Origin of the sequence: Vibrio aquaticus (assembly GCF_003970385.1) — a bacterium.
GTDB lineage: Bacteria > Pseudomonadota > Gammaproteobacteria > Enterobacterales > Vibrionaceae > Vibrio > Vibrio aquaticus.
This window is the reverse complement of record NZ_RXZH01000005.1, coordinates 153286-166663: the sequence shown is the minus strand read 5'-3', so window position 1 is coordinate 166663 and position 13378 is coordinate 153286. Positions and strand designations below refer to the sequence as shown.

Sequence of the window (13378 nt, the reverse complement as noted above, 5' to 3'; positions counted from 1 at the left end):
TTTTAAAACAAAAAAAGCCATTAGATTACAATTGCACCTAGTTACATATCGAACTCGGCGTAACTTGATACCATTGATTGGAGAGTGACCGAATGTGTTTCCCCAACTCGGTCATTCCACTCGACAGAGACGGAAAGGCTTTTTAAAGAAGATGACAGTGAGGCAGCAGGGGCTGAGACTGCCCAGCGCACTGTATAGGGTGAGTGAGTAGCCGTATCAGTGCCACTTGTGATAGAAGAGAAAGAAGCCACGCTCATTGTCGATTGAGCAGCCGAAGCCCCCCGTGTTCGAAACCATTCTAACTTGTGTTCAGCAATATTGAGTGCTTGGTGGCTATTTACAGCAAAGTCTGAGCGCTGCTCTACATAAGACTGCATTTTCACTAAGCCTAACGAGGCGATGCCAATCAACAAAAAGGCAATTAATACTTCTAGTAAGCTGAATCCTTGTTGTCTAATCAACATACCAACTCCCTGCTATCCAACTCAGTTCTTTCGGTGCGTTATTGAGGCTATTTGAAGATGAGTAGTCCAAATTGTATGAACCATTAAGCACCACTTCGGCACCTTCAGAATCAAAGATCATCCCACCTTTTGGGTGAAAAGCACCGTTATCAAAGTAGACCGTTTTCGAACCAAGAAAAGACTGTATGACCCCTTTGAAAGAGACGTCATTCCAATAATTGGCAATATTGGCCGTTGAAAACGCTGGCAGGGCCATATCGACCATGTGGTACATAGAGCCTTCAAAAACTGTAGAACCATTCACGGCAAAGATGCCATTTTCAACCACCAAGGAGTGAGGGCCATAAACAGTCACCGGCATATCGATAATGCAGTGACCTTCAATCCAGAGCTTTCTATTGGTGGCGGTAAATCGAGTATTGATGATGTCTGAACAATCGTGTCCATCAGTAATGGTAGGAAGAGCAACAACCTCATAATCGGCTTTAATAGCGGCAATGTTGGCGGAAGTTTTCTCTTTATTAAAATAATTTTTGAACGGATCTAAACTCGCGTCTTTTTGATAGTCCTCTTTAAAATTGGTCGGATTATTGGTGGTATCGCTGCTCGTGGCATTACTCGTTTTATGACTCTCTGAACAACTTCCTGAAAATCCAACAAAAGGCCCATCGGCCATAGGGTCGGTCGTTTGAAGTACATCCGAAGCTGTACTGGTCTCAAAGGTCACTAACCCTTTGTATCGCACGGCTACACATTCATACTCGCTACCCGAACTTGGTGTTCTTGGTGCATCGGGCGCAATATCGGCACTGCCTCGGATTCGCAAATCAGCGGTAGTTTGTATAGCACCGAAGCCTGTTTTAGAGGCATAAAGCACCTGTTTACTGAGATCATGGGTAGCGCTTTTTGAACGAATGGTATATCTATCCCCGCTCGCTGCTTGTGTGTAGAGCTCGGTAAGGTTGAGATCATCTTTACACAAAGTATTGAGCACCGTATTAGATGCTGAAGAGAGCGTTGCCATGCGATCAGGGTCAGCAGACACATAGGCATACAAGCATTCAATGCCACCTTCCGTTTCCCAGTGAGCTTGACGATCTCTGAGCTCATTCTGTGAACGTTTAATTTGATAAAAAACCGATTTGTACGAGCTCAAGGTCAACATAAGGGCCGAAGCCAACAACACTGAAACCACCAGCAATGTAATCACGCCTTGTTGCTGCCCTTTCCTCATTGCCAGTTCCTTTGCATAAGATCGATGCTTGTTTGATATTCAACACTGGTGTCAGACACCAATTGTCCTGTCACCGACAATGACACCCACTGACTGACTGCACTAGGGCCTTTAACCCGTTTGCTGTCGAGAGAGAATTGAGAGATAGAGATTTGTTTCGGGTCAAAGAGATTGAAGCAATTTCCTCCTGAGCCCGAGTCGCTTGCTGCAGATATGGTTAGAAGCGTTGAAGAGTGCTTTTCGCAAATCTTTAGTGCGTCACCTAATGTCGACACTGAAGAAGGCTCTCGCTTGTAGACAACACTGCGATAAGTGTGACTGCCCGATGAAGCAGTGCGATAGACATAGGCTAAAAGATCGGGGCCAGTCTGAGTATAAAGCGAGCTACTGGCTCCAGATAACATCAGGGAAGATGAGTCAACACCATCATAGCCGGCGCGCTGGCTGTCTTCCTTAAGTTGCTGCAGCGTACTGGATATATTTTGAGTCAACATCAGCATTTTGGCGCGCTCAAGTGCCGTTTTTTGCCCACTGACATACACGCTTCCAACCACACCTAATGCCATCAACCCAATCAATGAAGAGACAAGAAGTTCTACCAATGAACCACCGCCTTGAAAACGACGTTTAACAGCTTGGATAGCCATACAAAGAGCCTCCTTCACCACAAATCATAATACGGCTAGATGAGTAAGCACTTTTCAGTCGAAGTACGTTGTTGGTTTGGCTATCAATATAGAATCTTAAATGGCCGTCTTTCACTTTTCCGCGGGTACCATCGAATTTGATTTGATCCGATGAATAGTTTGATTCCAGTACAATGTCTTTGTATGCACGGCTTGAAAGCTCTAAGAGCTTGGTTCCTGCATTGTTAACATCAGAAGTCGTTAAGGTGAACGTCCATTCCCCTGCCGGGCTCGGATTGGTAGATAAAGAGATATGAGACCAGAGATTCTGGTTTCTCCACACCGCTTCAGATTTGGATTGAACCAGGTAGTTGTGCAGCTCATCGGCGAACCTGCGCATCTGAGTTTCTTGGTTCATTGAAGAGAAATTAGGAGCCGCAATAGCTAAAACAACGCCAAGTACCACTAAGGTGATCACCAATTCAAAGAATGTAAACCCGCGAGACATTTCCCATTTTCCTATGTAAAGCCATGTGAGGCCCTCTTCGACCTTGAATAGATGCTAACACCTGAGAAAAATAGTCGTAAAATCATAAGGAAGCGTTCGAAATGATTCGAGAAAATAACTGCAATAAACGCAAAGAAAGAGTAAAAGGGATGACACTGATCGAATTAATGATTGTTGTTGCGGTGATTGCGATACTCGCGACTATCGCCTATCCCAGTTATACCTCCCATCTTTTGAAAGCTCACCGAGTTAGTGCAATCGCCGATCTCGCCAAAATACAAATTGAACTGGAGCGCGCTTACCAAGGCAACTATGCCTCTGCGGCTCAAAGTGTCCTCTCTGGAGGTAACTGCAGTTTCTGCGAGGTTGATAGCGCTCAGTTTGCTATTGCCGTCTCTTCCTCCATTTCTAGCTACACCATCAAGGCGACAGCCCAAGGTGCTCAATTGACTGATGAGTGCTCTGGCAATACTTATACAGAGATCACTCTCAATAACATCGGGCAGAGTACGCCTACGGCTTGTTGGTAAAGATAAAAACTGACATTAGCCAAACGAAAAAGGTCTAGCACAATGGCTAGACCTTTCGATAAATTCGCGGTTTTTTCTAAGCAGCTCGATTAGCTGATTTCCACACCTTGCGCTTGTAAATCTGCATGGTACGAAGAGCGAACAAATGGACCACAAGCCGCATGCGTGAAGCCTAGCTCCAATGCGATCTCTTTTAGTTCATCAAACTCTGAAGGTGGTACGTAACGCTCAACAGGTAGGTGGTGACGACTTGGCGCTAGGTATTGGCCTAGAGTAAGCATTGTTACACCATGCTCACGCAGATCCTTAAGTACCTGAACGATCTCTTCTTTCGTTTCACCAAGGCCCATCATAATCCCTGATTTAGTCGGGATATCAGGGTGCTGCTCTTTGAATTTCTTAAGCAGTTGTAGTGACCACTTGTAGTTCGCACCTGGGCGAGCCTTGCGGTACAAGCGAGGAGCAGTTTCTAAGTTGTGGTTGAAAACATCTGGCGGATTGTCTTTCATCAGATCCAAAGCAACGTCCATACGACCACGGAAGTCAGGAACCAGTGTTTCAATCTTAATGTTTGGGTTTAGCGCGCGGATTTCACGGTTACAATCAGCAAAGTGTTGAGCACCGCCATCACGTAGATCATCACGGTCTACTGAAGTGATCACAACATACTTCAGTTTCATATCTTGAATCGTTTTCGCCAGTTTTTGTGGCTCACCAGTTTCTGGCGCAAGTGGACGACCGTGGGCAACATCACAGAACGGACAGCGACGAGTACAGATAGCACCAAGGATCATGAACGTAGCAGTACCGTGGTTAAAACATTCCGCTAAGTTAGGACATGAAGCCTCTTCACAAACAGAGTGCAGGTTGTTTTTGCGCATTGCTGATTTAATATCCTGAATACGCTGGCTATCCGCTGGAAGTTTAATCTTCATCCATTCCGGCTTACGAAGAACTTCTTTCTGCTCTGTTGGCATATTCTTTACAGGAATCAGTGCCATTTTGTCAGCGTCGCGGTATTTAACGCCTTTTTCCATTTGGATTGGTTTACTCATGCTTCTCTTACTTCTCGTTACTGTTTTTCTTATTGGCCTGCTTGTGTCGTCAACTCAACGTGATCATAACCCAGTAGCGAAACCAGTTCTTTAACAAGCTGATCTTCTACTGTAGCAATGTCACTAGGTCCACCAAGTTGACTCACTTGCACCATTTCCATTCCAGCGTAACCACATGGGTTTATACGTAAGAATGGCGAAAGGTCCATATTCACGTTTAGCGCCAAACCATGGAACGAACACCCTTTACGGATGCGCAATCCTAATGAACAGATCTTTTTTCCGTCTACATACACGCCCGGTGCATCAGGTCGCGCAGCAGAATCGATATTGTATGCCTTTAGCGTGCTTATTACGAGGTTCTCAATGTGCGTGACGAGATCTCGTACACCTATTTTTTTACGACGAAGGTTGATCAAAAAGTACGCCACGAGTTGACCAGGACCATGGTATGTCACCTGCCCACCTCGATCACTTTGTACTACGGGAATGTCACCAGTGTTGATCAAATGCTCAGCTTTGCCAGCCTGACCTTGAGTGAAAACAGGATTGTGTTCGACGAGCCAAACTTCATCGGCGGTCTCATCCGTTCGGTTATCTGTGAAGTCGTGCATTGCGCGCCAAATGGGCTCGTAATCTTGTCTTCCTAGATGTTTCACTACAAGCTGGTTTTGCATTCCGCTTTCCATCATCGATTCATAAAGTGGAAGGATTATAAACTGCTTCTGACGATCGAACTATATGCCAGTAACACATTTTTAACCCTAGAGATTTTGCAGGATTTTTATCTATCTGATATCTAAAAAGAAAGCAGCTTACGCTGCTTTCAAAATAATTTGATAGATTCAAATTAAATTACAGAACCATGCGTACGATGTCGATCTCACCCAGTTCTTTATATAGGGTCTCAACCTGCTCGATTGAAGTAGCAGTGATGTTCACTGATACCGAGTGGTAATTACCCTTAGCACTTGGCTTAACTGTTGGGCTGTAATCACCTGGTGCATGGCGTTGGATCACTTCTAGGACCTTCTCTGGCAGCTCAGGCTTTGCATAGCCCATAACCTTGTATGTAAAAGAACAAGGGAACTCAAGCAGGTCTTTCAGTTTAGCGTCTGAGTTAATGTTCAGCATGTTGGAACTCCAAGTTGAAAGTCGTTATTTTCTGCGCGGAATAGTACTGTCTATCGACAAGGATCTCAAGAAGCAGCCATTCACACTCAATTGTTCAAAAAATAAAAAAGCCGCACTAGGCGGCTTTTTTGAAAAGCGTTATGCAGTTATTACAAGAAGCTCTTAAATAGCATCACGATGTAATCCCATAGACGGCTGAATAAGCTGCCTTGTTCTACGTCTTCAAGCGCCAGAAGTGGGTACTCTGCAATATCTTCACCCTCTAGTTGATAGTATAGCTTACCAACTACGTCACCCTTCATAATTGGGGCTTCTAGCTCTTTTTCAAGGATAAAGCTTGCTTTAAGGCTCTTCGCTTGGCCGCGAGGGAGCGTCACGTAAGTATCTTGGTCTAGACCCAGTGCAACCGTATCTTTACTGCCCATCCAGATTTTTTCTTCTACGAACGTTTCACCCGCTTTATGTGGTGCGACTGTTTCAAAGAAACGGAAACCGTAGCTCAGTAGCTTTTTGCTTTCAGACTTACGAGCGTTCGCATTCTTAGTGCCCATCACTACCGCTACTAGGCGCATTTTACCTTCAGTCGCTGAGCTTACTAAGCTGTAACCCGCATTACTTGTATGACCTGTTTTAATGCCATCAACGTTCATGCTCTTATCCCATAACAGACCGTTACGGTTGTACTGCGTGATACCGTTGTAAGTAAATTTCTTCTCAGAGTAGATGCGGTACTCATCAGGCACGTCACGGATCAATGCGCTACCAAGCAGAGCCATATCGTAAGGTGTTGAGTACAGTTCTGAATTATCTAGACCATGCACGTTAGCAAAGTGCGTGTCTTTCATACCAATCGTATCAGCCCATGCATTCATTAGGTCAACGAACGCATCTTCAGAGCCCGCAATGTGCTCAGCCATTGCCACACAAGCATCGTTGCCTGATTGAATGATAATGCCTCGGTTTAGCTCTTCCACTTTCACGGTCGTGCCAACTTCGATAAACATCTTAGAAGAATCTGGGAAGTTCTTCGCCCAAGCGTTTTTGCTGATCGTTACGTCATCTTGAAGTGAGATGTTGCCACGCTCTAGCTCTTGACCGATAACATAGCTGGTCATCATTTTGGTCAAGCTCGCAGGAGAAAGCTTCGTGTTCATCTCTTTCTCTGCTAGAACTTTACCAGAATGGAAGTCCATCAAAACGTAACCTTTTGCGGCGATTTGAGGCGCATCAGGAACAACAATAGGTGAAGCGAAAGCAGACGATGCGAAAGTTGCAGAAAGCGCAATTGATGACGCAAACACTGATTTTATTAGTGATGTTTTTTTCATAGTGACTACAGGTTTATCTTTAACTGTCCATATCTTAACAGAATCAATCACTCAAGCCAGTGCAGCAAGCTAACGACACTGGATTGAGGACTAGTGGGATTTAATAAAAGCGCTGGTGTATCCCAACTCTTTCACTTGTTCTAAGGCTTTTTGGCTCAACATGTAATCGTTGAACGGGCCTAAAAATACACGGTGGATGCTCTCACCCGAGTTAACGTAACTCTTCACCGATAGCTTTTGACTCAAGTCTTGCGCTAAAGTTTCAACGCGATCTTGATGTTTTGAAGAGGCCACTTGCACCACAAACTTGGGCAACGCTTCTTGCTTGTGCGCTTGGGTTGGTCGATCAACGGTGATGACTTCAATGGCCACATTCGCCGTCCCGGTACGAATCACATCCAGCTTTAACGCCGCAGCGTAACTCAAATCGATAATGCGACCTTCATGGAAAGGTCCACGGTCATTAACGCGTACAATCGTTGTTTTGCCATTATCTTTGTTGGTCACTTTGACATAACTCGGAATCGGTAACTCTTTATGTGCTGCCGTCATTGAGTACATGTCGTAGATTTCGCCATTCGACGTCAAATGACCATGAAACTTTTTCCCATACCAAGACGCTTTGCCTTCTTGCTTAAAGCCGTTTGGTTCTTTGATGATGGTATAACTTTCTCCGCGCAGGGTGTAATTGCTGTTACCCCCTAAGCTGTATGGTTCATATTGTGGTGTCGCATCTTCAATATGGTCAACACTGATCGGCGCATCCGGTGCAACATCATCATCAATAGAATAACGCTTCGATGGAGATGAAGAACACCCTGCTAATACCAGACTTGCTAATACCGTTGAGAGCAGTAACTGCTTGTTTATCATTTATATTGCCTTAGAAAATGCTTTTCTATGTGTGTGGATCGACATCAAAATGCCAAAGCCCGCCATCAGGGTGACCATAGACGTACCACCATAACTCACCAAAGGAAGAGGTACACCAACGACCGGTAAGATACCACTCACCATGCCGATATTTACGAATACGTAAACAAAGAAACTTAATACGATACTGCCTGCCATCATTCGTCCAAAGGCCGTTTGTGCTTTGCTCGCTAATACCAGACCGCGACCAATGATGAACAGATAAAGGCTGAGAAGCATAAGAATGCCAATTAAACCCCACTCTTCTGCAATTACCGCAAAAATGAAGTCCGTATGACGCTCAGGAAGAAACTCAAGTTGAGATTGAGTACCTTGCAGCCAACCTTTACCCGACATCCCTCCAGAACCAATGGCGATCTTACTTTGGATAATGTGATAACCGGCGCCAAGTGGATCCGACTCAGGGTTGAATAAGGTTCTTACCCTAACTTTTTGGTACTCTCGCATCAAAAAGAACCACAGAATCGGTAAGAAAGCACCTAAGCCACAAGCGGCAGCAAAGATGATCTTCCAGCTGATACCGGCAAGGAAGATTACAAAAATACCCGATGCTGCGATCAAGATAGATGTACCAAGGTCCGGCTGCTTAGCGATCAAAATGGTTGGTACAAACACCATCACCAAAGACATCACCAAGGTTTGGAAGGTCGGTGGTAGTGGGCGCTTACCAATATAACGTGCAATCATCAAAGGCACGGCCAGTTTCAGTAGCTCAGATGGCTGGAAACGGACAAAACCTAAGTTCAACCAACGCTGGGCACCTTTCGATGCTTCACCGAAAAAGAGAACACCAAGTAAGAGCACGACCCCGCCCACAAACATTAACGGCGCTAACGCTTCATACGTTCGCGGAGGAATTTGCGCCAGTATCAACATAACGCCCAGTGACAACGCCATGCGCATTGCTTGGCGATCCATCATCGCTAAGCTTTGACCACTGGCGCTGTACATGACCACTAAGCCAAATCCCATCAGTACTAAAATACCGAGCAACAAAGGCAAATCGAGGTGAAAACGTTCGAAGAAAGCGCGGTTTTCACCGGTTGCTGGATTCAGATCCATATCATTTCGCCTCTTTCTTATCTAATACAACATGATCAAAGATTCTTCGCACCACAGGGCCGCCTTGTGACGAGCCACCACCCGCATTTTCAAGTACGATCGTGACGATCAACTCTGGGTCATCAATTGGCGCAAAACCGGTAAATAATGCGTGGTCACGTAGGTGTTCTGCAATTTCATCAGCGTTGTATTTTTCATCTTCGCCTAAGCCAAACACCTGCGCCGTTCCCGACTTACCTGCCGTCATGTAATCCATCTTGGTGAAAGATCGGCGTGCGGTGCCTTTCTTACCGTGGTTAACTAAACGCATACCTTCGATCGCCAAATCCCAATAGCGTTCTTTTACGCCTTCAACAGGTGGATAGGTATAAGTTTCTAAACCTGACAGTTCATGTTTTTCAAACTTCTGCCCATTGACGATGGTTGCTCTGAGCAAGTGAGGCGCTACACGCTGTCCTCGATTAACCAATACTGATGTCGCTTTAGCGATCTGCATTGGTGTTGCAGTCCAGTAACCCTGACCAATCCCGACTGGAATCGTATCACCTTGATACCAAGGCACACGATGACGGGCCATTTTCCATTCACGTGTCGGCATGTTCGCCTTGCTCTCTTCATGAATATCAATACCGGTGTAATCACCGAAACCAAACATCATCATCCAGCGAGAGATACGGTCAATGCCCATGTCATAAGCGATTTGATAGTAAAAGGTATCAACGGATTCTTCGATTGACTTCACTACATCGACTTTGCCATGTCCCCACGCTAACCAATCTCGGAAAGGTCGAGTCTTAGAGTTCGGAATCTTCCAATAACCGGGATCATTTCGAGTTGTGTACGGAGTGATCACCCCTTCTTGCAACGCCGCGACCGCCATGAACGGTTTAATCGTTGAAGCAGGAGGATAAATACCTAAGGTGGCACGGTTGACCAGCGGGCGATCTTTATCGTTCAACAGTGCTCGATAGGCTTTACCGGAAATACCATGGACAAACGCATTCGGGTCGTAACTTGGGCTCGACACCATAGCCAATACACCGTTGTCATGAGGATCAAGTACCACGGCACTACCACGACGACCATCAAGCAACTTGTGAATATAGAGTTGAAGATCAATATCGAGGTTAAGAACAATGTCTTTGCCCGGCACTGGCGGCACATACTTCAATGTGCGAATAACACGCCCGCGACTGTTTACTTCTACCTCTTGGTATCCGGCAGTACCATGCAGCATATCTTCATAGTAACGCTCAATACCCAGTTTGCCGATATCTCGAGTAGCTTGGTAGTTGGCATCTTTATCTTCTCGAATCAGGCGCTGTATGTCTTTGTCATTGATGCGCGAAACATAACCAATTACGTGAGTTAGCACCTCACCGTATGGATAGTGGCGCTTTAACGCGGCATTGATAGAAACACCAGGAAAGTTGTGCTGTTGAACCGCAAACTTGGCCGATTGCTCTTGAGTCAGCTGGTTTAAGATCGGTACAGATTTAAAACGGCGAGTCTGACGACGCTCTCGTTTAAAGCGTTCAACTTGCTCTGGGGTGATGGTAAGGATTTGCTGAAGACGTAGGATAGTATCATCCATGTCTTTCACTTTTTCAGGCGTGATTTCCAAGCTGAAAACAGGACGGTTTTCCGCCAGCAACTTGCCATTACGATCGTAGATAAGGCCACGGTTGGGCGCGATCGGAACGACTTTAATTCGGTTATCGTTAGAGCGTGTCTTGTAATCTTGGTATTGATTAACTTGGATGTTGTAGAGGTTGGTGACCAAAAGCCCCATCATAACCACAATACCAAGGAAAGCGACAATCGCACGACTACTAAACAGCCGTGCTTCCTCTTGGTAATCCCTTATCTGGGTACGCTTTCGCAACATCTATCGTTATTCTCGGTGGTATGGGTGGTTAGCTGTAATGCTCCACGCTCGGTATAAACTTTCTGCCATAACAATCCGCACTAATGGGTGTGGTAATGTTAATGCAGATAAAGACCAGCTTTGGTCAGCGGCTGCTTTACACGCAGGCGCAAGACCTTCTGGACCACCGATAAGGATCGACACATCGCGACCATCAAGCTTCCAGCTTTCAAGCTGTTCTGCCAGTTGTGGGGTATCCCACTTCTTACCAGGGATGTCGAGAGTAACAATTCGATTGCCTTTTGGCACTGCAGCAAGCATCGCTTCGCCTTCTTTTTGCAAAATCCTTGCAATATCGGCATTTTTTCCGCGTTTTCCGGCTGCAATTTCAACAAGTTCTAATGGCATGTCATGTGGAAAGCGGCGTTTGTATTCCTGAAACCCCTCTTCAACCCACTTTGGCATTTTTGTCCCAACAGCAATCAATTGAATCTTCATTGCTTAGCCCCAAAGCTTCTCAAGTTGATAAAGCTCGCGGTGTTCTTCTTGCATTACGTGAACAATCGTTGTGCCCATATCGACAACAACCCACTCACCTTCAGCTTCACCATCCATGCCTAATGGCTCTAAACCTGCTAGCTTAGATTCTTTTGCAACGTGTTCCGCGATAGAAACAACATGGCGCTTCGATGTTCCAGTACAAACGATCATGAAATCAGTAATACTTGATTTGCCTTGAACATCGATGGTTTTGATGTCTTGTGCTTTCATATCATCTGCTTTATCAGCAAGAAAATGATTTAACTCTTCAAGTTGCAAGGTGTTGTCCTCGTTGATTGGTGGTATTCCACAGGTTTCATTTTATGCGGCGGCGAAGTATATCACGCTTTTTATAGCTTCACTTCTGGCAAGCAAATCTCGGCACTTAACTGATGCAATAGTGGCCAGCTAGACTGCTCGTATTGAGTTTTCACTAACAATTCCGCTTTGGCGAGTAACTGAAGTAAGTGGATCAGTTTTCTCGGCGATAAGCGATTCATGGCCGAAGAGTAAAGTGGTCGTTTAGATTGCCAAATGCGATAGCTCTCAAACACCTGGCCAATTGGCTTAACCTGAATTTGGTTGGCCATGTTCAGTAACTGTGTCAGCTCTTTCTGGATAGTGCGAATCAAAATAACGCTTTCGACCCCTTCCGCCTCTAACTGGCGGAGGATTCGTTGCGAACGCTTGGCTTTACCTGCCAATAACGCGTCAACCCAGTGAAAAGCCGTAAAGTGATTGTGTCTGCTCAAAGACTCTTCTAGACGAACTAAGTTCAACACACCGTCAGGGTAAAGCAGAGCTAATTTCTCTAAGCTCTGCGTTAACGCAAATAGGTTCCCCTCATGCCATTGGGCAAGCATCTGCACGGCTTCTTGATCAGGCTTGAGACTTAATGCGCGACAGCGGGCCTGAACAAATTGAGGCAAGCGCTGAATATCTGGCGATAAACAATTCACCCAACAGCCAGAAGACGATAAACCTTTAAACCACTTGGCATTCTCTTGCGCTTTAGTCAGCTTGCTACCAATCAATACTAGAATAAGATCGCTGTGCAGCATCTCTGAAACGGCCACCAACTCTTTAGCAATCGCAGCGTTAACGCCCGCCTCTGGCAATTCGAGTTCAATGATTTGTCTGGCAGAGAATAGACTCATCGCTTGGCAGCAGTCATAGACTGAGTTCCAATCAAGCGAGTTGTCGATAGCAAAACGGTGGCGCTCTTCAAAGCCTTGGGCGAAAGCCGCTTTTTGAATGGCTTGGCGAGACTCTTGAATCAGGAGTGGTTCATTGCCAAAGATAAGATAAGTTGGGTGGAGCTGCTTATTGAGCTGCTCCACTAAACGGTCGGCGAAAATTCGCATAATCGTGATTAATTCGTTGCTGCGTCAGTAGAGACTGGTTCTTGAGTTTCTTCGGTGTAGAAGGTTTTTACTCGGTACTGTTCTTCATCCGCTTTTAGCGAGGCTTCTTGCTCAAGTTCTTCTTCTAGCTCCATTGAACCCGCTTCAATATTCGCTTTTAAACGCGCCATCTGACGAATGATTTGAGACGCGGCCAGTTTGCGCATTTCATCTTCGATCATGTCACGTTCAACCGACTTCGCTAGAGCCGTTAACGGGTTATCTAGGTAGCTACGAGTTACGCTGGTTGAGAAGGTTTTTGAGCCAAGTTCAGGAATCGTCACACGGTAAGAAGTGCGGAACGTCAGTTCTTTTTCCGCTGCACGCGTGTTTTGGTACAGAGAAAGAGTACGCTCACCCACACCTTCGCTCACTAGGTGCAAGTTCGGTACATTCGCCGCTGGCGCAACCACATTGATTTCACTTTGACGTAATTGGCCTTTCATCATGCGAGTGAAAGTGCTGTATTGGTCATAACTGGTTAATGACATGGTTTCTAACTCATCAGGGATTGAGTAATCACCACGTAGATGGAAACCACAAGCCGATAGAAGGCTTGCCATTAGAACAACACTAGTAAGCTTGATTGATGATTTGGAAATCAGGCGTGATGCGCTATGAAACATGGGTATAGGGCTCTCGATTATTGGAATACTTATCTTACGATTCTATGGCTCATAGTTTGAGGCTAAAA

16 protein-coding genes are annotated in these 13378 nt (G+C 45.5%); 1 reads left to right on the top strand and 15 read right to left on the bottom strand.

Annotated elements, in window-relative coordinates; all coding sequences use genetic code 11:
- Positions 1–41: 41 nt before the first annotated feature.
- The 4 genes from EJ063_RS12855 to EJ063_RS12840 are packed head-to-tail and all read right to left on the bottom strand — an operon-like array spanning position 42 to position 2832.
- On the bottom strand, positions 42–464 hold the full coding sequence (locus EJ063_RS12855) for a type IV pilus modification PilV family protein (RefSeq protein WP_126574683.1): 423 nt from the start codon (positions 462–464) through the stop codon (positions 42–44).
- A complete protein-coding gene (locus EJ063_RS12850) occupies positions 454–1698 on the bottom strand; it encodes a hypothetical protein (protein WP_126574682.1) in 1245 nt (414 codons plus the stop codon). The genes EJ063_RS12855 and EJ063_RS12850 overlap by 11 nt, the downstream gene beginning before the upstream one ends.
- Complete coding sequence (locus tag EJ063_RS12845; protein WP_126574681.1) at positions 1695–2345, bottom strand: PilW family protein; 651 nt, start codon at positions 2343–2345, stop codon at positions 1695–1697. The genes EJ063_RS12850 and EJ063_RS12845 overlap by 4 nt, the downstream gene beginning before the upstream one ends.
- Positions 2326–2832, bottom strand: a complete 507-nt coding sequence (locus tag EJ063_RS12840; protein ID WP_126574680.1) for a GspH/FimT family pseudopilin — start codon at positions 2830–2832, stop codon at positions 2326–2328. Before EJ063_RS12840 ends, EJ063_RS12845 begins: the two co-directional genes overlap by 20 nt.
- 101 nt (positions 2833–2933) lie before the next feature.
- Here EJ063_RS12840 and EJ063_RS12835 point away from each other — a divergent pair, with 101 nt between their 5' ends.
- A complete protein-coding gene (locus tag EJ063_RS12835) occupies positions 2934–3362 on the top strand; it encodes a type IV pilin protein (protein WP_126574679.1) in 429 nt (142 codons plus the stop codon).
- An 89-nt stretch (positions 3363–3451) separates the two neighbouring features.
- Here EJ063_RS12835 and lipA read toward each other — a convergent pair whose 3' ends face one another.
- The 11 genes from lipA to EJ063_RS12780 form a co-directional block, all read right to left on the bottom strand.
- Positions 3452–4417 (bottom strand): lipoyl synthase, encoded by a 966-nt coding sequence (lipA, locus tag EJ063_RS12830; protein WP_126574678.1) that lies wholly within the window; start codon positions 4415–4417, stop codon positions 3452–3454.
- Between the two features lie 29 nt (positions 4418–4446).
- Positions 4447–5094, bottom strand: a complete 648-nt coding sequence (gene lipB, locus EJ063_RS12825) for a lipoyl(octanoyl) transferase LipB (protein WP_126574677.1) — start codon at positions 5092–5094, stop codon at positions 4447–4449.
- A gap of 178 nt (positions 5095–5272) precedes the next feature.
- Positions 5273–5551, bottom strand: coding sequence for a DUF493 family protein YbeD (gene ybeD / locus EJ063_RS12820; protein WP_004415161.1), 279 nt, complete (start codon positions 5549–5551; stop codon positions 5273–5275).
- A gap of 149 nt (positions 5552–5700) precedes the next feature.
- Positions 5701–6879 (bottom strand): serine hydrolase, encoded by a 1179-nt coding sequence (locus EJ063_RS12815; RefSeq protein WP_126574676.1) that lies wholly within the window; start codon positions 6877–6879, stop codon positions 5701–5703.
- 90 nt (positions 6880–6969) lie between these two features.
- Positions 6970–7752, bottom strand: coding sequence for a septal ring lytic transglycosylase RlpA family protein (locus EJ063_RS12810; RefSeq protein ID WP_126574675.1), 783 nt, complete (start codon positions 7750–7752; stop codon positions 6970–6972).
- On the bottom strand, positions 7753–8874 hold the full coding sequence (gene rodA, locus EJ063_RS12805) for a rod shape-determining protein RodA (protein ID WP_126574674.1): 1122 nt from the start codon (positions 8872–8874) through the stop codon (positions 7753–7755).
- A gap of 1 nt (position 8875) precedes the next feature.
- Complete coding sequence (gene mrdA / locus EJ063_RS12800; RefSeq protein WP_126574673.1) at positions 8876–10762, bottom strand: penicillin-binding protein 2; 1887 nt, start codon at positions 10760–10762, stop codon at positions 8876–8878.
- Positions 10763–10768: 6 nt separating this feature from the next.
- A complete protein-coding gene (rlmH, locus tag EJ063_RS12795; protein ID WP_126574672.1) occupies positions 10769–11239 on the bottom strand; it encodes a 23S rRNA (pseudouridine(1915)-N(3))-methyltransferase RlmH in 471 nt (156 codons plus the stop codon).
- Positions 11240–11242: 3 nt separating this feature from the next.
- Entirely contained in the window at positions 11243–11560 is a 318-nt protein-coding gene (rsfS, locus tag EJ063_RS12790) for a ribosome silencing factor (RefSeq protein WP_126574671.1), read from the bottom strand.
- Positions 11561–11631: 71 nt separating this feature from the next.
- Entirely contained in the window at positions 11632–12645 is a 1014-nt protein-coding gene (gene holA / locus EJ063_RS12785; RefSeq protein WP_126574670.1) for a DNA polymerase III subunit delta, read from the bottom strand.
- 8 nt (positions 12646–12653) lie between these two features.
- Entirely contained in the window at positions 12654–13310 is a 657-nt protein-coding gene (locus EJ063_RS12780; RefSeq protein ID WP_126574669.1) for an LPS-assembly lipoprotein LptE, read from the bottom strand.
- Between the last annotated feature and the right edge of the window lie 68 nt (positions 13311–13378).

Excerpts from the sequence above, each read along its gene's own strand:
- rodA (WP_126574674.1), bottom strand. The coding sequence starts at position 8,874 with ATGGATCTGAATCCAGCAACCGGTGAAAACCGCGCTTTCTTCGAACGT.
- EJ063_RS12815 (WP_126574676.1), bottom strand. The coding sequence starts at position 6,879 with ATGAAAAAAACATCACTAATAAAATCAGTGTTTGCGTCATCAATTGCG.
- EJ063_RS12855 (WP_126574683.1), bottom strand. The coding sequence starts at position 464 with ATGTTGATTAGACAACAAGGATTCAGCTTACTAGAAGTATTAATTGCC.
- EJ063_RS12810 (WP_126574675.1), bottom strand. The coding sequence starts at position 7,752 with ATGATAAACAAGCAGTTACTGCTCTCAACGGTATTAGCAAGTCTGGTA.
- rlmH (WP_126574672.1), bottom strand. The coding sequence starts at position 11,239 with ATGAAGATTCAATTGATTGCTGTTGGGACAAAAATGCCAAAGTGGGTT.
- EJ063_RS12840 (WP_126574680.1), bottom strand. The coding sequence starts at position 2,832 with ATGTCTCGCGGGTTTACATTCTTTGAATTGGTGATCACCTTAGTGGTA.
- lipB (WP_126574677.1), bottom strand. The coding sequence starts at position 5,094 with ATGCAAAACCAGCTTGTAGTGAAACATCTAGGAAGACAAGATTACGAG.
- holA (WP_126574670.1), bottom strand. The coding sequence starts at position 12,645 with ATGCGAATTTTCGCCGACCGTTTAGTGGAGCAGCTCAATAAGCAGCTC.
- EJ063_RS12835 (WP_126574679.1), top strand. The coding sequence starts at position 2,934 with ATGATTCGAGAAAATAACTGCAATAAACGCAAAGAAAGAGTAAAAGGG.
- ybeD (WP_004415161.1), bottom strand. The coding sequence starts at position 5,551 with ATGCTGAACATTAACTCAGACGCTAAACTGAAAGACCTGCTTGAGTTC.
- EJ063_RS12780 (WP_126574669.1), bottom strand. The coding sequence starts at position 13,310 with ATGTTTCATAGCGCATCACGCCTGATTTCCAAATCATCAATCAAGCTT.
- lipA (WP_126574678.1), bottom strand. The coding sequence starts at position 4,417 with ATGAGTAAACCAATCCAAATGGAAAAAGGCGTTAAATACCGCGACGCT.
- EJ063_RS12845 (WP_126574681.1), bottom strand. The coding sequence starts at position 2,345 with ATGGCTATCCAAGCTGTTAAACGTCGTTTTCAAGGCGGTGGTTCATTG.
- mrdA (WP_126574673.1), bottom strand. The coding sequence starts at position 10,762 with ATGTTGCGAAAGCGTACCCAGATAAGGGATTACCAAGAGGAAGCACGG.
- EJ063_RS12850 (WP_126574682.1), bottom strand. The coding sequence starts at position 1,698 with ATGAGGAAAGGGCAGCAACAAGGCGTGATTACATTGCTGGTGGTTTCA.